The following is a 22,280-nucleotide window of genomic DNA, read 5'->3' on the forward strand; positions in this document are numbered from 1 at the left end:
GGCACCCCACGGGGGCTTGCACCCACAGGCGGCGCGCGCGACGACCGCGCGTCAGCTTGGCCCAAGCTCACCGGAGTCGTCGCGCCGTACCCGGGCTTCACGGACCGCGACCGCACCGAGGTGCGGACCAGCCTCGCCGCACCGCACCTCCTTACGGCGGACTCTCACCACCTCTTGCCGTTGCCGGGAAGGACGAGCCGGAAGACGACGTCCTTCGAGTCCTCCGATGGCGTGGTGAAGGAGGCGGAGCCGCCTGCGGCGTTGAACGCGCCGATTCCGCCCGTCACGATGTCCGTGAAGGTCAGAGGTCCGGTGTCGACGGGGCCTGTGTCTTCGCCCTGGGTGCTGATCTCCCCCGTGCCGTAGGGGCCGCTGGTCAGGGTCGTCGTGCTGCTGCACTGAGTGGACATGGTGCTGGTCGAATTATCCAGAGCGACGATCGTGCAGATATTCGAGAAGGATCCGATGACTGTTGAGGGGTCCTGCTGCGCGGTGACCGTCCCGGATGTACCGAAGGTCTCTCCCAGCGATGGCGTGAGCGGGAACCCGAAGGCTTGTGTGGTGGTGTACGTCAAAGCCAGGGTCTTCCGCACCGGCCCCTGCCCCTGGCCCTCGCCGGCAACCGCCGGCGAGGCGGCGATGAGCGCACCCGTCAGCGCCAGTACGGCACCTGAGGCCATGGGAACAGCCTTCAACCTCTTCATTCCGCGAACTCCTTTGATCTGTCTCCCAGCACGGGATTCACCTGTCGGGACAAACGGAGTCGACCGAGCACCCCATGCGCAATCTCGCCGAACCATATCCGCCAATAGCTCAGATAGTTACAAATAGCCCATTAGGCGACATGTCTTATTGCATCGGACTGTTTTCTCGGATTGTTGCGGACGGTTTCGGGAGATCGCGAAGCCGCTGATCCCGCCGTCGAAGGTGCGGTTGCAGGGCGGTGGGACACCGGACATCAAAGGAGGGTGAACCTGGCGATCCCGAAGGTCCGCACCGGCACCCACCACACCCACCGGCCTGACGAAAAGATCAATAGGTGGCGTGCCCACCTCAGGAATGACAACGTCTGCCAAAAGTCGTAGACGAACGGCCGAAGAGACGGGACCTTGGGCCGATGTGCCGAAGGCGCGGAAGCACAACCATGGAGTCATGACCTCAGCGACCTTCCCCCAAGCCGCCCGCCCGGGCCGGGGCGCCACCGCGACAGGCGCCGCGAGCCATCACACCCACCCTGTCGGCGACGCGCTGCGCGCGGTCAAGGTCTTCGCGGAGGCGGCCGTCGGCATCGTCGTCCTCGGGGAGTACGGCGAAGAGGCCGGACTCGTCCGCCGCCGCCACTGACTACCGTCCGGGTACGGATGAGTACGTGAACCCAGGTGCCGGGCCTGCGGGCCCGCCCTACTGGCGCCTGAGGGAACGACTCACACCAGCCGCGGTGGTCGTGGCCAGGATCCAGCCGGTGACGATCAGCAGATACGACAGCCACTGGTACCCGCCCCGCGGCGCGAACGCCCCCTCCTGCCCGAAACCGATGATCGGCAGCAGCAGATCCAGGGTGTAGAAGACCGGGTTGAAGTCCGGCGCCTCGTCCGCCTTCAGCGGGGCCGGATGCTCCAGCGCGAACGCCACACTCCCCACCAGCAGCAGCGCCACCAGCCACCCCGCCGCCCGCATCGGGCGGAAGCCGTAGCCGACGGTCCCGTCCTGCAGGAGACCCCAGAATCTGGCCAGCCGCGGCAGCGTCCGCCGGTGCCTGCGCAGCTTCGCGAGCTGCACCGTACGGGCCGCCGCCTCGTCGCCCACCGTCCGATACGCCGCGGCAAGCTGCTCGTACCCGAACGGCAGATAGCCGGTCTCCTCCCGCTCCAGCAGCGGCAGCCGCTCCTCGGGCGGGAGATGCGGCGCGAGCACGCGGTAGCCGAGGCCGTCGATCCTGAGGTGCTCCGGCCACACCTCGGCCGGTACGTGCAGCAGATCGATCTGAGCGCGGCGCATGTTCACCAGGCCCTCGATCGGGGCGGCCTCGCGCAGCCACAGCTCACCGATCGCCGCGCTGCTGGTGCGCAGCGCCTGGCCGTCCGGGTGGGACAGCCGGGCATACGCGAGGTTGAGCTGGCGGGGGATCCGGGAGCCGCTCACATTGACCCCGCCGCGGGCGCGCAGCCGCATGGCACGCAGGTCGGAGCCCACCGACACGTTCTCGGCGTGCAGGGCGTAGTCCCCGTTCGGGGACGCGTGCAGCTCGGCGTCGTCCAGGTTGACCTGGCCACCGACGGTGGCATCGTTCAGCCGGACCTGGCCATGTGCGATGAGGCCGACGGCCCAGACGTCGGCGGTGAAGGCCGCGTGGTTGAGGTACAGCACGGCGTCGCCATCCGGCTGCTCCTCACTGGGCGACGCGTCCGGCGAGCCCAGCCGGGCGCCATTGATGAACAGCGCCCGCACCTGGGCGCCGGGCAGTCGCACCGGACCCGTGATGCGGCAGCACGTCAGCCGCAGCACCAGGTCGGCGCGGAGCGCCCCGCCGCTGAGGCCCGGCAGCACCGAGTCGCTCAGCACCAGGGCGCGGACCGTCGCCCCGTACAGCTCGGGTGCCTGCTCGAAGTAGCAGGCCCGCAGCCGGATGCCGTGCTCCACGGTCCCGTACTTGAGGTTGAGTTGCCCGGTCACCCGGGCACCCGACACCTTCAGCCCGGCTATCTCCCCGTCGCGTGACGGTCCGTCCAGCAGCAGCGCACGCAACACCTCGGCACGCACGGTCCGCTCGGGCCCCCAGGAGGCGCCCCCTCCGGGGTCCTCATCAGGGCCCTCCCGGAAGTCGACGGCCTCGTCGCCCGGAAACGCCTCCCAGACGCGGCGCTCCGCCTCCGTCAGATCGTTGATCTCCATCGGACCGGATGGTGTCCCGCCCCCACCCGGGTGTCAACTACACGTTCCCACCCAACAGTTCGCCGGGTGCGTCAGTTCGCCAGGTCGTCGGCGTCCACGATCCGGTAGGCGTACCCCTGCTCGGCCAGGAACCGCTGCCGGTGGGCGGCGAAGTCCTGGTCGATCGTGTCGCGCGCCACCACCGAGTAGAAGTGGGCCTTGTGCCCGTCCGCCTTGGGCCGCAGCACCCGACCGAGCCGCTGTGCCTCCTCCTGCCGGGAGCCGAAGGTGCCGGACACCTGGATGGCGATGGTGGCCTCGGGCAGATCGATGGAGAAGTTGGCGACCTTCGACACGACGAGGACGGAGATCTCCCCGTTGCGGAACGCGTCGAAGAGCTTCTCGCGCTGCGAGTTCGGCGTCTCACCCTTGATGACGGGGGCGTCCAGGTGCTCGCCCAGCTCGTCCAGCTGGTCGATGTACTGGCCGATGACCAGTGTCTGCTGCCCCTGGTGCTTGCGTACGAGCGCCTCCGTCACCCGGCGCTTGGTATCGGTGGTCGCACAGTAGCGGTACTTCTCCTCGGTCTCCGCCGTCGCGTACGCCAACCGCTCGGACTCGGTCAGATTGACCCGTACCTCGACGCAGTCGGCGGGCGCGATATAGCCCTGCGCCTCGATCTCCTTCCAGGGCGCGTCGAAGCGCTTCGGCCCGATGAGCGAGAACACATCGGACTCGCGCCCGTCCTCACGCACCAGCGTCGCCGTGAGCCCGAGCCGGCGGCGGGCCTGGAGGTCGGCGGTGAACTTGAACACCGGCGCGGGCAGCAGATGCACCTCGTCGTAGACGATCAGCCCCCAGTCGCGGGAGTCGAACAGCTCCAGGTGGGGATAGATCCCCTTCCGCTTGGTCGTCAGCACCTGGTACGTGGCGATGGTGACCGGCCGGATCTCCTTCTTGGCCCCGCTGTACTCGCCGATCTCCTCCTCGGTGAGCGAGGTCCGCTTGATCAGCTCGTGCTTCCACTGCCGGGCGGAGACGGTGTTGGTGACGAGGATCAGCGTGGTCGCCTTGGCCTGCGCCATGGCCCCCGCCCCGACCAGTGTCTTTCCCGCCCCGCAGGGCAGCACCACGACCCCGGACCCGCCGTGCCAGAACCCCTCGACGGCCTGCTTCTGGTACGGCCGCAGCGCCCAGCCCGCCTCGTCCAGGTCGATACGGTGCGCTTCTCCGTCCACGTATCCGGCGTGGTCCTCGGCGGGCCAGCCCAGCTTCAGCAGCGTCTGCTTGATCTGCCCGCGCTCGGACGGATGCACCACCACCGTGTCCGGGTCGATCCGCGCCCCCACCAGCGGCTGGACCTTCTTGGACCGCAGGACCTCCTCGAGGACCGGCCGGTCGGTGGTGGTGAGCACCAGCCCGTGTGTGGGGTGCTTGACCAGGCTGAGCCGCCCGTACCGGGCCATCGTCTCGGCGACGTCGACCAGCAGCGCGTGCGGCACCGGGTAGCGGGAGAACTCGACAAGGGCGTCCACGACCTGCTCGGCGTCATGCCCGGCGGCGCGGGCGTTCCACAGCCCGAGCGGGGTGATGCGGTACGTGTGGATGTGCTCGGGCGCCCGCTCCAGCTCGGCGAAGGGCGCGATGGCACGGCGGCAGGCGTCGGCCTGGTCATGGTCGACTTCGAGCAGCAGAGTCTTGTCGCTTTGTACGATGAGTGGACCGTTCACCTGGGATGTGCCCCTTCCAGCAACCGGCAGCCGCCCGGACCTCGACGGCCAAACCTCCAGTTTGCCTCATCGCGCGGCGAAGGCGGGCACAGTGGAGCACAGAGGGGCTGTGGAGCACAGTGAGGGGACGCCCACCCCCTGCCGGCCCGGGCGTGACCACGACACTCGAAGACCGCGCCCGACAGGTCGCCACCCTCAAGGCCGCCCGATGACCGGTGGCGGTGGTACGCACCACCGGTCAACCACAGCAGACAGGTTCCGCTGTCTACCGGTCGGCGGCAGCTCGTGCGTGACGAGTGCCCCGAGCGCTCTTGTTGCGGTATCTGCCTGAGAGGCGGCTTTGGGTCCTCTCGGGTCCGTGTGGTGCCTGGACCGTGGGGTCAGAGCAGGGTCGTGGGAGCAGTCCGAGCCCAGGGGCCCGGCCGATGCGGCTTGTGGGGCTTGTGGGGCTTGTACGGCTTGTGGGGCCGTGGCTGGTGGGGCTTGTCCGATGGTGTCACGGTCACAGTCACCGGCTGGCCGGTGGTGCTGCCTTCGGTGTTGGTGGCGGTGGGGGTGAAGGTGTGCGGTCCGGGGGCGATAGGAGCCGAGGAGGTGCAGGTCCAGTTGCCCGCGTCATCGACGGTGGCGGTGCACACGGTCATGCCCCTCTCGTCGGTGACGGTGATGGTGTCCCCGGGGCCGCCGGTGCCGGTGAAGGTCACGACACAGCCAGTGCGGGTGCCTGCCGCACGGGGGTAGGGGCGGGGGTGTTTGCCGCAGGTGATGGTGGAGCCGTCGGCGGGGCTGGTGATCACCGGGGTGGTGGGCGGCTGGACCGTGTCGATGGTCACGGTCACCGGCTGGCCGGTGGTGCTGCCCTGGGGGTTGGTGGCGGTGGGGGTGAAGGTGTGCTCCCCGTCCGGGATCGGGGTGTCGGCGGTACAGGTCCAGTTCCCCATGTCATCCACGACGGCGACACAGATGACGTTGTCGTTCTCGTCCGTGATGGTGACCGTGTCGCCGGGGCCACCGGTCCCGGTGAAGGTGGGGGTGCTGTCGTTGATGGTGGAGCCGTCGGCGGGGCTGGTGATGACTGGTGCAACCGGGGGGACGGGGGTGGTGTTGAGCAGAACCGACACCGTATCCGCGGCGGCGTTGGCGGTGGCCAGGTCGGGCAGGCCTCCGTTGAAGTCTCCGATCGCGACCGAGACCGGGCCGCTGCCGGTGGGGTAGTCGACCGCGGCGGCAAAGGTGCCGTCACCGTTGCCCGCCAGCACCGACACCGTATCCGTATTTACGTTGGCGGTGACGAGGTCCTGATTGCCGTCTCCGTCCAGATCACCCACCGCCACCGAAGACGGGTTACCGCCGACGGGGTAGTCGACCGCGGCGGCGAACGTGCCGTTGCCGTTGTTCAGCAGCACCGACACCGTAAGGGCAACTTGGTTGGCGGTGGCCAGGTCCTGGTCGCCGTCTCCGTCCAGATCACCCACCGCCACCGAGACCGGGGTATCGCCGGTGGGGTAGTCGACCGCGGCGGCGAAAGTGCCGTCACCGTTGTTCAGCAGCACCGACACCGTATTCGCGGCGGCGTTGGCGATGACAAGGTCGGGCAGGCCCCCGTCCAGATCACCCACCGCCACCGAGACCGGGGTATCGCCGGTGGGGTAGTCGACCGCGGCGGCGAAGGTGCCGTCACCGTTGTTGAGCAGCACCGACACCGTATTCGCGGCGGAGTTGGCGGTGGCCAGGTCCCGGTCGCCGTCTCCGTCCAGATCACCCACCGCCACCGAGACAGGCTCTGCGCCGGTGGGGTAGTCGACCGCGGCGGCGAAAGTGCCGTCACCGTTGTTCAGCAGCACCGACACCGTGTTCGCGTTTCGGTTGGCGGTGGCCAGGTCCTGGTCGCCGTCTCCGTCCAGATCACCCACCGCAACCGAAGACGGGGTGTCGCCGACGGGGTAGTCGACCGGGGGCGCGAAAGTCGCCGTCGCCGCCCACGCGCTTGCGGGGAGCGGCCCCAGAACCAGCCCGGCCGCCATCAGCAGCACGACAACCGGCGACCAAAGGCCCCGCACCGCCCCAGTCATGGCGTCCTCCCCGCCACACGCTCAGCCATCATCGAATCTCTCCCTCTCCTCAAGACCGCTGGGACGCTGACACCCGGGCACACCGGCCGACACACCCCCGCTGACGCAGGGACGCCATCGCCAGGCTTCACTCCCTGAGCCGGCGACAGACCCATCCCACTGCGAAGAAGACGACGTCGCGGCCGGGCCATGTCCCATCAAGCCGACAACAGCCGCACGACCAGCAGGACCGCCCAGGCAACGCACACCCTGTCAACGGCACGCACGCACCCTTCCTCGACACCCGCGAACACCGATCGGGGAACACCCGATGAGCCCATACACGCATCGATCCCGGCAGCTCTCCGCTGCCTACCGGTCGGCGGTCCTGGCCGAGGCCTCAGGCAGAGCCGGGCACCGCACTTCGCCCACCGAGGGCTGCCAATCGGCACCACCACCCTCGCCCGGCGCCATCACCGCGCTCTGAAGATGGACGCCGCCCTCAGCTGCGAACCAGGCCAGGCAAGTCCTCGTGGCCCACTCCCGGTGCGCTCAGCGCCAGCCAGCCGTGGCCGCCTATCCGGGTGCCGGCGCCGATCCGAGTGGGGTCCACCGACAGCTGGGCGCAGGCGGTGGCGGCGTCCGCCGTGCCGTCCTCGGGCCCCGCCTCGTCGTACTCCGGATCGAAGTCCTCGTCGTGGACCCGCAGCTCTTCCCACGGCAGTGGCTCACCAACCCACTCGGGATCGTCCTCGCGCCCATACCGGCGCCGGACGCGTCCCTGCTCGGCGACCACCCAGACATTCGAGCCGTCCGCTTCGTCCTCGAAGAACATCTGGGCTTCGCCGCACTCGGCGCTCAGCCGCTCCACCGCGCTCATCCAGTCGTCCCAGTCGACGCCGACCACGTCCGCCAGATTCCCCATGGCCAGCCGCCAGCCGTCGAGTTCCGGCGTGACGAACACCGGAAGGGCTCCTCGTCTGTGCGGCAACCACTCCGCCTCCACCCCTTCGCCGAGCGTCACGGGAAACCGGTCGTGCAGGTCCAGGGCCGTGAACAGACCTTCGTAGCGCTCTCCGGGCACCGCGAACCACCAACCGCCCGTGTCCAGCGGCGAGGGCTCTTCGTAACAGGCCTTGAGCAGCGCGCGGCGCGCGAGCAGCATCCTGCCGCGCTCACCCAGACGGTCGGTGAATCCGGCTTCCAGCAGGGCACCAAGCCTGTTCTCGATCATGGGCAGGCAGCCTAGGGCGGGCCGCTGACAATGCCGCCGAATATGCGCACGAGATATTCGGTGCACACCCCTGTCGCAACAGCGCGCCACCGGCGCATCCTGGGCGCATCCCGCCACGGCGGGCCAGCCGTCCCTCCCGGCCTCCCCACGGGAGGGCCGACGCCTGCCTGGGCAGGTCTCCGACTCGGCGGGCACGTCACAAGCGTCCAGTCCGTGGCAGCCCCCTGCGAGACCGCCGCAGTCGGTACTACGCCCTGGTCGAACCGGTCACCGCGCCGCGTCGCTTCCCCGGTGGGATCGGCGTCAACTGGCTCGGACACGGCAGTCATCTGGGCGTGCCCGTCGCGAACGGCCCCGGCTACATGCGACGGAGGCACCTGTTGTCCTGGGCCGTGCCGGTCGAATCAGCCGGTGACCTCTGCGACGTGAACGCCATCGCATGGATGGCTCGCATCGGCGACGCCCGGCTCGACGAAGCGGTAGCCGACAGGGTGAGCGCCCACCGGGGTGCCGCGTCTGCCCCGTCACGGCCCTGGGAACCACCGCGCGCCTAGACGCGATAGCGGACATCCGCCCGGCTTCACGCGCACCGGCACGGCCGACCTGCGCGAGGAGTAACAGGGCGTCAGGGATGCGGCTCGTCCGCCAGTTCCGCGACGCCCGTGATCCGGTGCAGAGGGTACGTACGCACCTCGTCGGCCGTGTGGTCGTATGCCGTGACGAAGCCGCCTTCCACGCGCACGGGGGCGATGACCCGCTGGCTGGCGGCGCCGTCTGCGTTGACGTAGCCGATCCAGAGGGCGGAGTTGGTGAGGGCGGCGGCCTGGACGGTGGCGAGGGTTTCGGCGGGGGTGGTCCGGGGGAGCCTGCCGTCTGCCTCGGCCCCGGCCCCCGCCCCGGCAGCAGCGGCGGCGGGGGCGGGTTTACGGGTGGCGGTCGCGGCCAGGTCTCCGGCGCGGATCGCCTTCACCGCTGCGCCGAGCAGGGTGTCGTCCGGTGCCGGGGGGCCGTCGGGGACGGGGACCGGTGGAGTGCGGGGCGGAGTGCGGTGGGTGTCGGCACGGGTGATCAGGACGTCGCCTTCGGCGGACTCCGCGGCCGGTGCGAAGCCCATCGCCCGCAGGCCTTCCAGCAGGCTCGCCGGGTCGGCCTGGGCTGCCAGCACCGTGGGGGCGAGGCGGCGCAGGCGCAGGGGCTGGGAGCGGCGGTCGGCGAGGATCTCGTCGAGCAGGGCGTCGTCGTCGCAGCGTACGTAGGCCGATGCCGCGCCGATCCGCAGGTGGCCGTGTTTGCGGGCCACGTCGTCGATCAGATAGCTCAGCGGCTGCGGCACCGGCGTACGGCTGTGTCTCGCCAGGAAGGCGTGCAGGTCCGCAGCCGCCTGCCCGGAGTCGAGCGCGCGTCTCACGGAGGCGGGCGTGAACCGGTACACCGTCGCGCCACCCTTCGACTCCACGTCCGCGAGTACGTCGAGGGCGTCGGCGAGCGGTCGCTCCAGCGGGCCCGGCGCGACCGCCGTCAGATCCGCCTGGAGCAGCACATGGTCCAGCGGGGGCGGGAACAGCGGGGCGATGGCCGCTGCCGCGAGCCGGTTCCGATCCGCTGGGGTGTCGGCGGTGAGCAGGGCGCGGGCCGCGGTCGAGAGGGCGTGGCGGCCGGTGATGCCGAGGAGTTCGGTCTCCATGAGGGTCCAGCCCGCGATACGGGTGCGCAGGTCGACGGCGTCCGGCCGCGCGGGCCTTGGCGGGCGTTCCCAGCGCAGCCGGGCCAGGACCGAGTCCGGGTCGGCTGCGGCGCCGGGCGGGAGGTCCGCCAGCAGGTGCAGCACCCGCAGCCGCACCTCGGGTGCCGGACCGCGGTCCAGGTCCGGGCCGAGCACCGCCAGGGTGCGGCCCTTGGCGTCCTGGCCGCCCACCACGCCCGGGGTGCGGGTCGCCGCGAGCCACGCCGTCACCAGTTCCGTCCAGCGGTCGGCGGCCGGGAGGTCCAGCCACATGTCGTACGCCGGCGTGGGCACGAAGCGTTCGTCGGCCTCCCCGTCCGAGGCCAGCAGCCCTGCCCCGTAGGCGAGTTCGATCCAGAAGGCGGCGATCGGCTCGGTCACGTCCAGCGTCGCCGCCGCCCGCTTGAGGTCGCGCACGCTCAGCCCGCCCGCCCTGAGCACCGCGGGCCCGCCGGTCTGCCAGTCCTTCAGCAGTTCCTCCACGGTGGCGAGGGCGGTGTACGCCTGCCCCGCCGCCGTACTGTCCACAGCCTGTGGACGGTGTTCGGCCGTGACCACGACCTCCGGGGCTGCCGGCTCCGGCTTGCGGTGCGCCCTGCCCCCGCGCAGATGCAGCGCCGCCTCCCGCGGCAGCACCACCGTGCGCGGCGAGGCCGGGAGCAGCAGCCCGTGGTCCCGCAGCCAGCGCACCGGGGGTGCCGGATCGGCGGTCACCTCCCCGTACGGCGGCCCCCACACCAGCCGGTCCAGTACCGCCAGCGCCTCCGGCGGCGCGGTGTCCAGCAGCGCGGCCATCCGCTCACGGTCCGTGAACAGCGCCGCCAACGCTCCCACCGCCGACACCGAGTCATGCGTCCCCGGCAGCTCGACGGCGGCGAGGATCTCCTGGAGCCGCTGCGGCGACATTCCCGCCGTGGCCTCGGCGACGGTAGGTCCGAGCCCGGTCGGGGACGGCTGCGACGGCGACGGGGCAAGCAGTTCGCGCGCGGTACGCACCAACCGCATCCGGGCGTCGTCACCCCAGACCAGGGCCTGCTCGCGCAGTACAGCGAGGGCGTGGGGCAGCGCGGCGTCGATCGCCGGGTCGGTGGAGGGGTCGCCCGCGCCGTCCGGACCGCCGGCGCCGCCCCCGTCGCCCGAATCGCCCGCCAGCAGGCCGAAGACCGTCGCGTACGAAGTGGGCTCGGCGGCCACCGCCAGCGCCTGCGCGGTCTGGAGCGCGAAACGGTCGAGCCGCTCCAGCGCGCGTACGACGGAGGCGCGGGTACCGGCACGGGTGGCGAGCTGGGTGATGTCGTTCGGCACCGGGTTCAGCAGGTCCGGGCGGGCCCGCAGCAGCGCGGTCAGCCCCTCGTCACCGCGGGTGCGCAGCGCCTCCGCCAACGTGCGTGGCGCCGAACGCGCCGCCTCGCCGCTGCCGCTGTCGCCGCCGCTGTGGCCGCCGTCGCTGTCTCCCTCGCCGACCGTACGTGCGGGCACGTGCGCCTCCCGATCCAGCTCACCGGTCCCCATCCGCCCCACGTTAGCCCCTGTTCCCGCGCTAACGTCAGGACCGTGGGGATCGAGAGCGACCAGCTTGTCTTCGACTACCTGAGCCGGGTCGGCGACCTGGCCCAGCAGCACCAGCTTCCTTCGGGGACCAGGATGCAGCTCGTGACGTCGCTGCGGAACGAGATCGACCGGCAGCGCGCCAGGCACGGCACGGACAACCCGGCCGCCGTACGCCGCATTCTGGGGCGCCTCGGCACGCCTGACGAGGTGGTGGCCGCGGCGTCACCCGACGGGGCCGGTCAGCCGGGTGTGGCGCGTCGGACCGCGCCTGCGCGGGCGCCGCAGGCCGCCCCACGGGTGCCGCGACCGCGCAAGGCTTCGGAGTCGGCCGCGTCGCCGCCGCATCTGGCCGGGATGGACGAGCTCGGCGACGCGTCCGGCGGCGAACCCGACTGGTGGCGCATCGGGCCCGACCCGGCGGACAGCGGGATCGGCGGCTTCGTCGGTGGTGTCGAGATCCCCGAGATACTCAAACCTCCGCCGGGCGATGGGGCGGAAGCCGAGGAGGGTGAGGGAGACGGGAACGGGGACGCGAGCGCGGGCGGGGAAGCCGGCGCGGCGCCGACCGCGCCCGGCCGGCGCCGGTGGCTGCCACGGCTGCTCCGCCGCACCGCCGCGGAGACCGGCGCACCGGACAAGGCGACAGCGGTCAGGCGCTCGCTCGGCAGCCCCTTCCTCCTGGTCGCCGCCGCCCTGCTGGCCGTCGGCACGATCCTCGGCTCCTGGCTGGCGCTCGGCCTCGGCTGGCTGCTCGCTTACGCCTCCAACACCCTGAGCCGCGCCCAGGCGAAATGGGCCGTCCTGGGCCTCCCGGGCGCGGTCGCGGGGGGCGCGGCGGTCTGGCTGTGGGGCCGCGTCAACGGCCACTGGGGTGAACCGATCCCCCCTGGCGGCGACGCGATGGCGGACGTCCTCGCGGGGACCTGGCCCTGGGTGCTTCGGGGCGCGGCGGTCGCGACGGCGCTGTATCTGGTCCACCGGGCCCGCAGGACCTGAAACCGGCAGCGATGAGGTAGGGCCCCGCGGCCCTGGGTGGGCTGGGCGCCCGGTATGCCGCACCACGCTGAGGGGGCGGGGTGCACCGCGAGACCTGCTCACCATGTGGACGTGAGGCCGCAGGGGGGCGTATCGCGCGCCCCGCACCCCGGACAATGGGACGCATGCGTACGCTCACCGTCGGGTTCGACCTCGATATGACCCTCATCGACTCGCGTCCCGGCATCCACGCCGTCTACCTTGCCCTCGCCGCCGAGACCGGAGTCCGTATCGACGCCGACCTCGCCGTCTCCCGGCTCGGGCCGCCGCTGGAGCAGGAGATCGCGCACTGGTACCCCGCCGAGCGCGTCGAAGAGATGGCCGGCCGATACCGGGAGATCTACGCCGTCCACGCCATAGCCGCGAGCCCCGCCCTGCCGGGTGCCCGGGAGTCCATCGCCGCCATTCGGGCGGTCGGCGGGCGGGCGCTCGTGGTCACCGCCAAGCACGAGCCGAGCGCCCGGCTGCATCTGGACCACCTCGGCATCGAGCCGGACGCGCTGATAGGCGGGTTGTGGGCGGAGGCCAAGGCGGAGGCGCTGCGCGTGCACGGAGCGCGGGTGTACGTCGGCGACCACACCGGGGACGTACGCGGCGCCCGGGCCGCGGGCGCGCTGTCCGTCGGTGTGGCGACGGGACCCTGCGGGGCGGACGAGCTCGCCGCGGCCGGGGCGGATGTGGTGCTCCCCGACCTCACCGCGTTCCCCGAGTGGTTCGCCGCCTACGCGGAGTCTGCGGACACGGCGGACATCGGAGATGCGGCGAGCGCGGCGGACACGTACGCGCGTGCCTACTCGGACGAGGAGCGGGCCTCGCGGCGCTGAGCAGCGATGGACCGGAGCACTCCGGCACCCGCGATCAGGAACCCCACACCCATCAGCATGCAGACGCCGTAGGCGACGGGCGGAAAAGGCTCCGTGCCAAGAAACAGTGGGGCCACTGTGACAAGAGTGGCCACAGCGCCGATGACGAAGATGACCACGCCGACGCGTACCAGCCCGTCACCGGGCCCAGCGCCGGAACGGGATGAATTCGTTTGGGTTTCATGACTCACCCGACCAGGGTAGTTCCCAGCGCGCGGGAATCGCCGGGGACGTCTTGCCAGCGGGCCCGGGACCATTAGCCTATGGGTGGTGGCGGGTCAGACAACGACCCGCTGCAGTGCTATCCAGAGCAGTTTTCAGACCAGTTTTCCGCTGCTTACCATATTCACCATATCTACCGCAAGAACCCTAATTTCCGACGAGTACGAGGACGAGGACAGACGTGCCTACCGGCAAAGTCAAATGGTTCAACAGCGAGAAGGGCTTTGGCTTTCTCTCCCGCGACGACGGCGGCGACGTCTTTGTCCACTCGTCGGTGCTTCCTGACGGAGTCGACGGCCTCAAGCCGGGACAGCGCGTGGAGTTCGGCGTTGTCGCAGGTCAGCGAGGGGATCAGGCGCTCTCGGTGGTCATCCTGGACCCGACCCCCTCGGTCGCCGCTGCGCAGCGCCGCAAGCCGGACGAGCTGGCCTCGATCGTGCAGGACCTGACGACGCTGCTTGAGAACATCACGCCTCAGCTTGAGCGCGGCCGTTATCCCGACAAAGCGCATGGGAAGAAGATCGCGGGTCTGCTGCGCGCCGTGGCCGACCAGCTCGACGTTTAGCCGCAAAGCCGCAAAGCGGCGAATAAATGCTGAAATCCGGCCGTGGGGCTACCCGAGCCCCACGGCCGGAGCTCTGCCTGCCCCGCTACCGGCCTGCACCGGCTTGCACCGGCCTCAGGAGACTCAGGGGAACGCCAGCGCCTCCGGGGCGATCGGTGGCACCAGGCCCTCCGCCGCGGCCCGCGTGAGCAGCCCGCGGACCGCCGCGTATCCGCTCTCCCCCAGGTCCGCGGTGAACTCGTTGACGTACAGACCGATGTGCTGGTCGGCCACCATCGGGTCCATCTCTTGGGCGTGTTCGAGTACGTAGGGCAGTGATGCCAGCGGGTCGTCCCAGGCCATCCGGACGGACGTACGCACCGCCTCGGCCAGCACCCCCAGGGTCCCGACGCCCAGCGAGCGCTTGGCGATGATCGCGCCCAGCGGGATCGCCAGCCCGGTCGTGGACTCCCAGTGCTCGCCCATGTCGGCGAGGCAGTGCAGCCCGTAGCCGGGGTAGGTGAAGCGTGCCTCGTGGATGACCAGCCCCGCGTCCACCTTGCCGTCCCGTACGGCCGGCATGATCTCGTGGAACGGCATGACGACAATCTCCCCGACGCCCTCGGGGACCATGTCCGCCGCCCACAGCCGGAACAGCAGATACGCCGTCGAGCGCTCACTCGGCACGGCGACGGTCCTGCCCGCCAGCTCCGGCGCGGTGGCAGGCTCGCGGGTCAGCAGCAGCGGTCCGCAGCCCCGCCCCAGCGCACCGCCGCACGGCAGCAGCGCGTATTCGTCGAGTACGTACGGGAGCACCGCGTACGACACCTTCAGCACATCGAACTCACCGCGCTCGGCCATGCCGTTGGTGATGTCGATATCGGCCAGCTTCACATCGAGCCGCGGCGCGCCGGGGACCCGGCCGTGCGTCCACGCGTCGAACACGAACGTGTCGTTGGGGCAGGGCGAGTAGGCGATCTTGAGGCTGGTCGATGTCATCGGGCCTCCTCCTCGATTACGGGGTCGAGTGCGGGTCCCAGCCTGGCGAACGCGGCCCGCAGCGCGTCGAGGGCCTCCCCGATGCGCCAGGCGGCGCGGTCGCGCGGGCCGACAGCGTTCGACACGGCACGGATCTCCGCCACGGGAACGCCGTGCGCCACCGCGGCCTCCGCGACCCCGAAGCCCTCCATCGCCTCGGCGGCGGCATCCGGGTGACGCGTGGTCAGCTCGGCGGCGCGGGCGGTCGTCCCGGTCACCGTGGACACGGTGAGCACGGGGCCGTACACCGCGTCCAGAGCCCTGGCGAGCTCGGCCGAGAGCGGGGACGGGACATGGGCTGAGCGGCCGAAGCCGAGCTCTTCGACGCTGAGATAGCCGTCGGGCGTCTGGGCGCCGAGGTCGGCGGCGACGATCGAGTCCGCGACCACGAGTGCGCCCAGTGGGGCTGCAGGGGCGAAGCCGCCACCGATACCCGCCGAGATCACCAGGTCGTACGCCCTCTTCTCGTACGAAGCGGTCGCCAGGGCCGTCGCCGTGGCCGCCGCCGCGGCTGCCGGGCCCACACCCGCCGCCAGCACGTCAGCGGTCACTCCGCCGGTGGCTGTGGGTGCGGCGGTGGCGGAGGCCAGACCGGCCGCCACGGACTCCGCTTCCGCCGGCACCGCTGTCACGACAAGTACGCGCATGAGCGAGCCCCGTCGGCTCAGGCCCTCCCGGTGTCCCCGCGTTCCTAGGCTTCCTTCTTGAGCGTGAAGTGCCAGATGCCGGTCAGTCGCTGGCCGGTGGTCTCCACGATGCTGACCTGCGCCGTGTTGGTCGTCTCGCCCGTCTGGCTGGAGAAGAACGCGCTGGCGGGGATCGACCGGTACGTCTTGTGGTACGGCTCCTGCTCGGCCTGCTGGCCGCCGATGAACAGCGTCCAGCCGTTCTCGGCCACCTCGGGCTCGACGCCGAAGCGGACCCGGTCGTCCGCGCTGACCTCGATGGTCTGGCCGGCCTTCTTGTTCAGGCAGCCCTGGATCAGCGATTCCTTGATGGGCTCGCCGTCGTTGTAGCAGGCGGCTTCGGTGCTGACCGAGTTCGACCCGACCGTCACGGTCGCGAGCGGCGTCGGCTTGTCGCAGGCGGAGAGTACGAGGAGGCCGGCGGACACGGCGCCGAGGGCGGCGACGGCCCGGCGGCGCTTGCCGGAAGAGAACGCAACGGTCATGGGCGGAAGGCTATCGGGCGCCCCGTGTCCCGCCGCGCGGGGGTGCGGCGTGGCGTCAACCAAGGCCCAGGTGCACCACGTACCAGGTGCGCCACGTACACCCCACGAGTCACGCATTACGCGTCATGCGCGACGGGCGACGCGTCAGCCGGGTGACGGCGTCACCGCACCCGTACCGCACGTACCGGCCGCGGCGGCGGCAGACTGCGCCGGGAGGCCACCACCAGCCCGCGCAGCGCCAGTACCGCGCCCGTCGCGAGGATCGCCGCCGCCACCGACATACCGAGCACGCCGTTCAGCGGCAGGGCGATCCCGATCGCGCCGCCCGCCACCCACGCCATCTGGAGCAGCGTCTCGGCGCGGGCGAACGCCGAGGTCCGCACCGCCTCCGGCACATCCCGCTGGATCATCGCGTCGAGCGCCAGCTTGGACAGCGCCTGGGTGAGACCGGCGACCGCGCCCAGCACCGCCACCATCACCGGGCTGAAGAACACCGCCGTGAGCACAGCGGCCGTCAGCGCCAGCAGCAGCCCCGCCGCGACGATCACCTCGGGCGGCCGGTGCCGCACCCATGCCCCGATCGCCGTGCCGCAGGCATTGCCGACCCCCGCCGCGACACCCACCATCACCAGCGACGCCGCCGCGCTCTGCCCTTCCAGCGGGTGCACCCGCAGCAGGAAGGCCAGGAAGAAGATCAGGAACCCGGACAGCATCCGATGGGCGGCGTTCGCCTGGAGCCCGTGCAGCACGGAGGGCCCGACGGTGCGCAGGCTCGGCTTGCGCTCGCCGTGCGTCAGCATGTGCGCCTTGTGCTCGCCCTTCGCGGAGTCCACCTTGTGCGGCAGCGTGAACGCCAGAAACGTTCCCGCCGCGAAGATGGCGCAGGCACCGTAGAGCGGCCACGCCGGGCCGATCTGCTGGAGCCCGAACGCGATGGGCCCGGCGATACCGGTGGCCACCAGACCGGCCAGGGTTACCCGCGAGTTGGCCTTCACCAGGGCGAAGCGCGGCGGCAGCAGGCGTGGCACGACGGCGCTGCGGACGACCCCGTACGCCTTCGAGGCCACCAGCACACCCAGCGCCGCCGGATACAGCTCAAGGCCCCCCGTGGCGACCGCGCCCGACATGGTGAGCGCCAGCAGCGCGCGGGTGGCCATCGCACCGGCCATCGCGGCGCGCCGGCCGTGCGGGATGTGGTCGAGGAGCGGGCCGATGACCGGGGCGAGGAGCGCGAACGGCGCCATCGTGATGGCCAGATAGAGCGCCACCCGGCCGCGGGCCTCGTCGGTGGGGACGGCGAAGAAGACGGTCGAGGCGAGCGCGACTGTGATCATGACATCGCCCGCGCCGTTCACGGCGTGCAGTTCGATGAGCTTGCCGAGTCCGGACTCGCCCGCGCCATGAGCGTGTGTCGCCCGGCGGATCCCGCGCGCCGTGCCGGTGAACGGCCGGTGAAGGGCGCGCCCGACGGGGTGGAGCCGTTGCCCCGCCGAGCTCAGGGCACGGCCGACCGACCGGGCTGTCCTGCTCAGCGGCCCGGGCACGGGGGACGACCTCGCGGCTGTCACGTCGTCATAGTGCCCCACGAGTCCCAATCCGGAACGGGTATGAACCGCTATTCGGACGGGCAGGTGGGCGGTAGGACGCGGAGGGGGTAGCGTGCGTAGCGCGCCACCGGCGGTGGTTCCCGGCCGCGCGCCTCTTCGTCATCCCGCAGAATGGGTGATGGTAGGTGCGTGCGCACGGGACTGATTGCCCGGGCGCGGACGTCGATGCGGCACTCCCTCGGTGTTCCGGACCTGTTTCCGGGCCGCTGGCGGATTCCAGCCGCTCCGCCCGCGGCCCGTACATCGTGGATCCTCCGGCGCGCACCCGTGAGACGGCGTAGGAGAGAAGCGAGACCTGTGAGTGCTGCGACGACGCGAAGCCGTACCCCCGACCGTCTGTGCGCCGAGGCGGTAGACCTCGCCCGGGCGGCGGCCGAGGAAGCGGCGGCGCCGGGGGTGGTGGGAGAGCACGTCGGAGTCGTATCCGAGGGCGACCGAGTGGTCACCCATCTCTTCGAGTGCAAGGAACCCGGCTACCGCGGCTGGCGCTGGGCGGTGACGGTCGCACGGGCATCCCGCGCGAAGGTCGTGACGCTCGACGAGACCGTACTGCTGCCCGGCTCCGACGCCCTCCTCGCCCCCGAGTGGGTGCCATGGAGCGAACGGCTGCGACCCGGCGACCTGGGTCCCGGGGACCTGCTGCCGACCGAGGCGGACGACATGCGCCTCGAACCCGGTTACTCCGGCGAGGACGCCCCGCCGCCGAACTCCGCGGTGTCGGAGGAGCTGGCCGACCGGGTGGAGGCAGAGGACGCCGAGATCGTCTCCCGCGCCCCGTCGCGCGGCGCGATCGGCGCGGTCGCGGAGGAGCTCGGGATGCGGCGCGCCCGGGTGCTGTCGCGGTACGGGCTGCACACGGCGGCGGACCGCTGGGAGGACGCGTTCGGCGCGAAGGCCCCGATGGCGCAGGCGGCGCCGGCCACGTGTGTGTCCTGCGCCTTCATGATGCCGCTGGGCGGGTCGCTCGGGCAGGCGTTCGGGGTGTGCGCGAACGAGTTCTCACCGGCTGACGGGCGGGTGGTGTCCCTGGCGTACGGCTGCGGGGGGCACTCCGAGGCGGCCGTGATGCCCAAGCCGCCGAGGCCGGCGGCACCGGTGCTGGACTCGATGGGTGCGGACGAGTTTCCGCTCCGCCCGGCCCCGGACAGCGGCTCCGTCCCGGACCACGCGGACGGGTCCCCCGACGACCTGGGCCACAGCTAGTGCTGTGACCGGGCGGGTGGGGCCCGGGGGGGCGCCGGGCCCCGGCACCCCTGGGTGCCCCGCCCGGAGGGCGCCCCCCGCGAGCCACCCAACTCGCGCCCGCCACCCCCCCCGTCGGCGGGGGCCCGGGGGGGGCCCCGGACCACGGGGGCGTCAGGGCGTGTACGTGAGCGTCTCGCTGCCGCCGTCGCTGCTCAGCGACACGCGTAGCCGCGAGATCCCCGCAGGGAACGCCTCGCCGAGCGAGACACGGACCTCATGGGTGCGTGAGGCGCCCACCCCCAGGCGGGCGCCTGAGGCACCGGTGAGGTATGCCTCGAAAGCGGAGCCGCTGACGGCACCCACCGGGCGCCACGCGCCGGACGCGGGGTCGCGCAGCGAGACGCTGAGGGCTCCGGCCGGGAGGGTTCCCCCGGATTCGGGGGTGATGATCAGGACATCGGTCGCCTGCTCCACCGCCACTCCGAGGGTGTTGTCGATCCTCGCCTCCAGGGACGCGGTCCCCCCGCCCGTGCGCAGCGTGAAGGTGCGGTCCGGTGGGCCGTAGACGACGGTGACCGTGCGGACGGCCGGCTGCTCCGGAGCCTCCGGCACCGAAGGCGACTCCGGAGAGGCCGTGCCGGAGCTGCTCGTGGGGTCGGGCGATGCCGTGGGCGACACGGCGACGACCTCGGGCGGGAGGTCCGCGACGGGTGCGTCTCCGGGCCGCTGGGTCATGGTGACCACCGCCGTGCCGATCAGAGCCACCGCCGTGACGGACGCGGCCAGTGCGAAGAGCAGCGGACCGCGCCCGCGTGCCGCCCAGTTGGGCCGGGGCGGTGCGGCGGGCCGCAGGGAGTGGCCGGTGACCTGTTCGGCGCGCGCCGCGAGGGCCTTGGTGAGCAGGTCCTCGACACGGGTGCCCGTCGCAGGGCCATCAGGGACTGCGGAGCCTTCCGGGTCTTCGGGGTCTACGGTGTTCATCGGGTTCCCCTCCCCGCCGCCTGAGCGGCCGGAGCGGTTGGAGTGTCCTGGGCCTTGAGCCTGCGTTCCAGTGCGTCCAGCGCCCGGCTGGCGGTCGATTTGACGGCCCCCCGGGACAGCCCGAGGGTCTCCGCGATGGCCGCCTCACTCATGTCCGACCAGTAGCGCAGCACGAGCACTTCGCGCTGGCGGGAGGTGAGGTCCTTCAACGCGGCGAGAACCTGCCGGTGCTCGTAGCTCAGCACGGCGTGGTCCTCGGCGGACGCCGCGTCAGCCTCGTGCGGAGGTACGTACTCCCGGGCGGTCTTGCGCCGACGCAGCACCGGTCGGGCGGGCGCCGGCCTGCCCCCCGTAGGCGGGCCGGTGCCCGCCGGACGCGTCACCCCCGAGGGAGAACAGCAGCCGCAGCGTCCGGTGAAAGGGCTGGGACCAGGACTCGGGCCAGGGCTTGGGCCAAGGCCCGGACCCGGGCCGGGTCAGCGGCCAGGGTCCAGAGAGTGCGAGGGATGTGTTCAACGCCGTACCTCCGGAGCCAACTGTCATTCGCGCTGGAGCATCCGGCGATTCCCCACCCCGTGATCTTCAGCCGGGGAATCGTACTCAGACGGCGCGGCGACGGGCGATCAGCAGCCAGGCAGCGCCCGTGGCGACCAGCACACCCGCGGCACCGATCAGCAGCGGCGTGGACGAACCGCCCCCCGTCTCGGCCATGCGCCCGCCCTGCGGCGTGGCGGCGCCGTTCGCGCTCACGGTCCCGGCGCTCGGGGTACCGGCCGAAGCGGTGCCCGAGGACGCCCCGGTCATCGTGAACGCCCGGCTGACCCGGTGGCTGGAGAGCGCGGCACGCACCTCCATGTCGAACGTGAAGCCCTTCGCCACCTTGCTCGCGGAGGTCGCCGCGAGCCGCAGCCGGTAGTTCTCGGACCCGCCCGGAGCCAGGTCCAGCTCATTCGGGTGCAGCCGCGCCATCAGGTGCCCGCCCTCGGTGGACGGGAGCAGCCTGACGTTCTTCCAGCCGTCGGCGGCGGCCTTCACGTACTGCTCCAGACGCACCTCACCGGCCTGGAGCTTCCGCTTGACGTCCTGGTCGGTGATCTCCACGACGAACTGCGCCTGCTGCGGGATGTTGCCCTTGTTGCGGACCGTGGCGGTGAACTCCTTCGCCGCGCCGCCCTTGGCCAGCGGGGTGGTGGCGCCGAGCCCCGAGGTGGCGATCTCGAAGGTGCGGTCCACGGCCGGGTCCGTGGTGCCGGAACCGCCCTGGTGCTTCACGGTGAAGTCGAAGACGGCGTTGCTGTTTCCGGTGTCGAGGGCGAAGTCACCGCGGTTCGCGCTCTTCGGGAAGTGCTTGGTCAGTCCCAGCCGCAGCGTGTAGTCGCGGGACTGCCCCTTCTTGAGGACTCCGCTGTCGAGGTTTCCGAGGATCGCCTGGTCCTGCTCGCCGAGGCGGACCGGGGTCCAGACGCCCGAGGAGTCGCGGCGCTCAAGGGTCACATGCGTGGGGTCGAGGTCGCCGGACTCGGCACCGATGAAGAAGAAGTCGCCGTTCTGGCGGTCCTTGCCCGTGTTGTTGGTGACGGTGGCGTTGAACTCGACGGGCTTGCCGCCGGTGGTCAGCTCCGGGGTGCCGGAGAGCCCGGTGAAGCGGACATCGAGGTTCTCGGACGCCTTGTGGTCCAGGCTGAAGCCGACGGAGTTCATTCCGGTGCCGTCCGCGTGGGCGCCGACGGCGAACTCGCCGAAGTTCAGGTCGGCGGGGATCGACCGGTCGATGGTGACCCGGAAGCGCTCCGTGGCCTTGGCCCCTGGGGCCACGGTGCCGTTGATGGTGAATTCGGCCTGGAGGGCGTTGTTCTTGCCCTTGCTGAGGGGCAGGCGCTCCCAGATGGCGCCCGCCAGGTGCTCGACGACGACCTTGGAGGCGTCGGCGGGGACCGCCTCCAGCGGCGACGTGGCGTCGGCGTGCTTGCCGTAGGCGACGGTGATCAGGCCCTTCTGGCCCTTGAGCGCGGTCGTGGTGCCGTTGGTGATCACCCCCTCGAAGGAAGCCTGCTGGCCGAGCTCGAAGGCGCCGGTCATGTCGAGGATGGTCGTGACCCCCGATTCGGCGACGCTCGAAACGCCTGGGGCCTGGGCGAAGGCGACGCCCGGGACGGCCACCGGGGTGACCACCGTGAGCAGCACCGCCGCAGCGGCGACAGCGGAGCGGACGGAGACGGCAGAACGGGACGAAAGGTGCGCACGCATGATGGAGGTCCCCCCAGGGATACACAGGATCGGAAAAACTCACGGACTCACAGCGGTCTGGCGGTGGCTCTCGCCCCGGTCCCCCCGGTGCCGTCGGCCGTACTGCCGCCTTCATAGGGATAGACGTGCGACCCCTGGCAGGGTTGCAGGTGGTTCAGAAAGTTTTTTTCGAGGCGTGTGAGGAAGGCGCGAAGCGGGCCGTGGCGCATGACGCGGTACCTTCAGGC

Annotated in this window: 18 protein-coding genes and 1 pseudogene; 5 read left to right on the forward strand and 14 right to left on the reverse strand. The window is 71.4% G+C overall.

All coding sequences use genetic code 11. From position 1 onward, the window contains the following. Positions 1-164: 164 nt before the first annotated feature. Positions 165-704 (reverse strand): hypothetical protein, encoded by a 540-nt coding sequence (locus tag ACFWI9_RS16045; protein ID WP_387162360.1) that lies wholly within the window; start codon positions 702-704, stop codon positions 165-167. A gap of 448 nt (positions 705-1,152) precedes the next feature. Here ACFWI9_RS16045 and ACFWI9_RS16050 point away from each other — a divergent pair, with 448 nt between their 5' ends. Continuing rightward, a complete protein-coding gene (locus tag ACFWI9_RS16050; protein WP_387162361.1) occupies positions 1,153-1,344 on the forward strand; it encodes a hypothetical protein in 192 nt (63 codons plus the stop codon). A 57-nt stretch (positions 1,345-1,401) separates the two neighbouring features. Here ACFWI9_RS16050 and ACFWI9_RS16055 read toward each other — a convergent pair whose 3' ends face one another. From ACFWI9_RS16055 to ACFWI9_RS16075, 5 genes are all read right to left on the reverse strand, one after another. Next, a complete protein-coding gene (locus ACFWI9_RS16055; RefSeq protein WP_387162362.1) occupies positions 1,402-2,892 on the reverse strand; it encodes a membrane-associated oxidoreductase in 1,491 nt (496 codons plus the stop codon). A 71-nt stretch (positions 2,893-2,963) separates the two neighbouring features. Beyond that, the gene (locus ACFWI9_RS16060; protein ID WP_387162364.1) at positions 2,964-4,601 is read right to left on the reverse strand and encodes a DNA repair helicase XPB; all 1,638 of its coding nucleotides are present in this window, start codon (positions 4,599-4,601) and stop codon (positions 2,964-2,966) included. 380 nt (positions 4,602-4,981) lie between these two features. Then, a complete protein-coding gene (locus ACFWI9_RS16065) occupies positions 4,982-6,673 on the reverse strand; it encodes an FG-GAP-like repeat-containing protein (RefSeq protein ID WP_387162365.1) in 1,692 nt (563 codons plus the stop codon). Between the two features lie 481 nt (positions 6,674-7,154). Continuing rightward, positions 7,155-7,886, reverse strand: a complete 732-nt coding sequence (locus ACFWI9_RS16070; RefSeq protein ID WP_387162367.1) for a hypothetical protein — start codon at positions 7,884-7,886, stop codon at positions 7,155-7,157. Positions 7,887-8,511: 625 nt separating this feature from the next. Then, a complete protein-coding gene (locus tag ACFWI9_RS16075; RefSeq protein WP_387162368.1) occupies positions 8,512-11,121 on the reverse strand; it encodes a helicase C-terminal domain-containing protein in 2,610 nt (869 codons plus the stop codon). Positions 11,122-11,163: 42 nt separating this feature from the next. Between ACFWI9_RS16075 and ACFWI9_RS16080 the strand changes: the two genes are divergently transcribed. Then, positions 11,164-12,156: a hypothetical protein gene (locus tag ACFWI9_RS16080; protein ID WP_387162369.1), complete on the forward strand. Its 993-nt coding sequence runs from the start codon at positions 11,164-11,166 to the stop codon at positions 12,154-12,156. Between the two features lie 164 nt (positions 12,157-12,320). After that, on the forward strand, positions 12,321-13,019 hold the full coding sequence (locus ACFWI9_RS16085; protein ID WP_387162370.1) for an HAD family hydrolase: 699 nt from the start codon (positions 12,321-12,323) through the stop codon (positions 13,017-13,019). Here the strand turns inward: ACFWI9_RS16085 and ACFWI9_RS16090 are convergent. Then, positions 12,986-13,249, reverse strand: a complete 264-nt coding sequence (locus tag ACFWI9_RS16090) for a hypothetical protein (protein ID WP_387162371.1) — start codon at positions 13,247-13,249, stop codon at positions 12,986-12,988. The two genes, ACFWI9_RS16085 and ACFWI9_RS16090, sit on opposite strands and share 34 nt — an antisense overlap. Before the next feature lie 212 nt (positions 13,250-13,461). Between ACFWI9_RS16090 and ACFWI9_RS16095 the strand changes: the two genes are divergently transcribed. Further along, positions 13,462-13,845 (forward strand): cold-shock protein, encoded by a 384-nt coding sequence (locus tag ACFWI9_RS16095; RefSeq protein ID WP_338672003.1) that lies wholly within the window; start codon positions 13,462-13,464, stop codon positions 13,843-13,845. 123 nt (positions 13,846-13,968) lie between these two features. Here ACFWI9_RS16095 and ACFWI9_RS16100 read toward each other — a convergent pair whose 3' ends face one another. The 4 genes from ACFWI9_RS16100 to ACFWI9_RS16115 form a co-directional block, all read right to left on the reverse strand. After that, complete coding sequence (locus tag ACFWI9_RS16100) at positions 13,969-14,823, reverse strand: 1,4-dihydroxy-6-naphthoate synthase (RefSeq protein ID WP_387162373.1); 855 nt, start codon at positions 14,821-14,823, stop codon at positions 13,969-13,971. Further along, complete coding sequence (locus tag ACFWI9_RS16105) at positions 14,820-15,509, reverse strand: futalosine hydrolase (RefSeq protein ID WP_387162374.1); 690 nt, start codon at positions 15,507-15,509, stop codon at positions 14,820-14,822. The genes ACFWI9_RS16100 and ACFWI9_RS16105 overlap by 4 nt, the downstream gene beginning before the upstream one ends. Before the next feature lie 44 nt (positions 15,510-15,553). After that, positions 15,554-16,033, reverse strand: coding sequence for a DUF2771 domain-containing protein (locus tag ACFWI9_RS16110; protein WP_387162376.1), 480 nt, complete (start codon positions 16,031-16,033; stop codon positions 15,554-15,556). A gap of 161 nt (positions 16,034-16,194) precedes the next feature. Further along, complete coding sequence (locus ACFWI9_RS16115) at positions 16,195-17,601, reverse strand: MFS transporter (RefSeq protein ID WP_387162378.1); 1,407 nt, start codon at positions 17,599-17,601, stop codon at positions 16,195-16,197. A gap of 336 nt (positions 17,602-17,937) precedes the next feature. On the opposite strand from ACFWI9_RS16115, the gene ACFWI9_RS16120 reads away from it, so the two are divergent. Further along, positions 17,938-18,843, forward strand: a complete 906-nt coding sequence (locus ACFWI9_RS16120; protein WP_387162380.1) for a DUF3027 domain-containing protein — start codon at positions 17,938-17,940, stop codon at positions 18,841-18,843. 153 nt (positions 18,844-18,996) lie between these two features. Here ACFWI9_RS16120 and ACFWI9_RS16125 read toward each other — a convergent pair whose 3' ends face one another. From ACFWI9_RS16125 to ACFWI9_RS16135, 3 genes and pseudogenes are all read right to left on the reverse strand, one after another. Beyond that, positions 18,997-19,806, reverse strand: coding sequence for a hypothetical protein (locus tag ACFWI9_RS16125; protein WP_387162382.1), 810 nt, complete (start codon positions 19,804-19,806; stop codon positions 18,997-18,999). After that, positions 19,803-20,138 (reverse strand): annotated as a pseudogene (locus ACFWI9_RS16130) (RNA polymerase sigma factor); the annotation flags it as partial. The pseudogene ACFWI9_RS16130 and the gene ACFWI9_RS16125, both read right to left, overlap by 4 nt. 268 nt (positions 20,139-20,406) lie before the next feature. Next, entirely contained in the window at positions 20,407-22,053 is a 1,647-nt protein-coding gene (locus tag ACFWI9_RS16135) for an LAETG motif-containing sortase-dependent surface protein (protein WP_387162384.1), read from the reverse strand. Positions 22,054-22,280: the final 227 nt, after the last annotated feature.

The organism is Streptomyces sp. NPDC127084 (genome assembly GCF_042724175.1).
Lineage (GTDB): Bacteria > Actinomycetota > Actinomycetes > Streptomycetales > Streptomycetaceae > Streptomyces.

Coding starts and splice junctions, on each gene's coding strand:
- ACFWI9_RS16050 (WP_387162361.1), top strand. CDS start 1,153: ATGACCTCAGCGACCTTCCCCCAAGCCGCCCGCCCGGGCCGGGGCGCC.
- ACFWI9_RS16075 (WP_387162368.1), bottom strand. CDS start 11,121: ATGGGGACCGGTGAGCTGGATCGGGAGGCGCACGTGCCCGCACGTACG.
- ACFWI9_RS16125 (WP_387162382.1), bottom strand. CDS start 19,806: ATGAACACCGTAGACCCCGAAGACCCGGAAGGCTCCGCAGTCCCTGAT.
- ACFWI9_RS16105 (WP_387162374.1), bottom strand. CDS start 15,509: ATGCGCGTACTTGTCGTGACAGCGGTGCCGGCGGAAGCGGAGTCCGTG.
- ACFWI9_RS16065 (WP_387162365.1), bottom strand. CDS start 6,673: ATGACTGGGGCGGTGCGGGGCCTTTGGTCGCCGGTTGTCGTGCTGCTG.
- ACFWI9_RS16070 (WP_387162367.1), bottom strand. CDS start 7,886: ATGATCGAGAACAGGCTTGGTGCCCTGCTGGAAGCCGGATTCACCGAC.
- ACFWI9_RS16135 (WP_387162384.1), bottom strand. CDS start 22,053: ATGCGTGCGCACCTTTCGTCCCGTTCTGCCGTCTCCGTCCGCTCCGCT.
- ACFWI9_RS16110 (WP_387162376.1), bottom strand. CDS start 16,033: ATGACCGTTGCGTTCTCTTCCGGCAAGCGCCGCCGGGCCGTCGCCGCC.
- ACFWI9_RS16100 (WP_387162373.1), bottom strand. CDS start 14,823: ATGACATCGACCAGCCTCAAGATCGCCTACTCGCCCTGCCCCAACGAC.
- ACFWI9_RS16085 (WP_387162370.1), top strand. CDS start 12,321: ATGCGTACGCTCACCGTCGGGTTCGACCTCGATATGACCCTCATCGAC.
- ACFWI9_RS16045 (WP_387162360.1), bottom strand. CDS start 704: ATGAAGAGGTTGAAGGCTGTTCCCATGGCCTCAGGTGCCGTACTGGCG.
- ACFWI9_RS16055 (WP_387162362.1), bottom strand. CDS start 2,892: ATGGAGATCAACGATCTGACGGAGGCGGAGCGCCGCGTCTGGGAGGCG.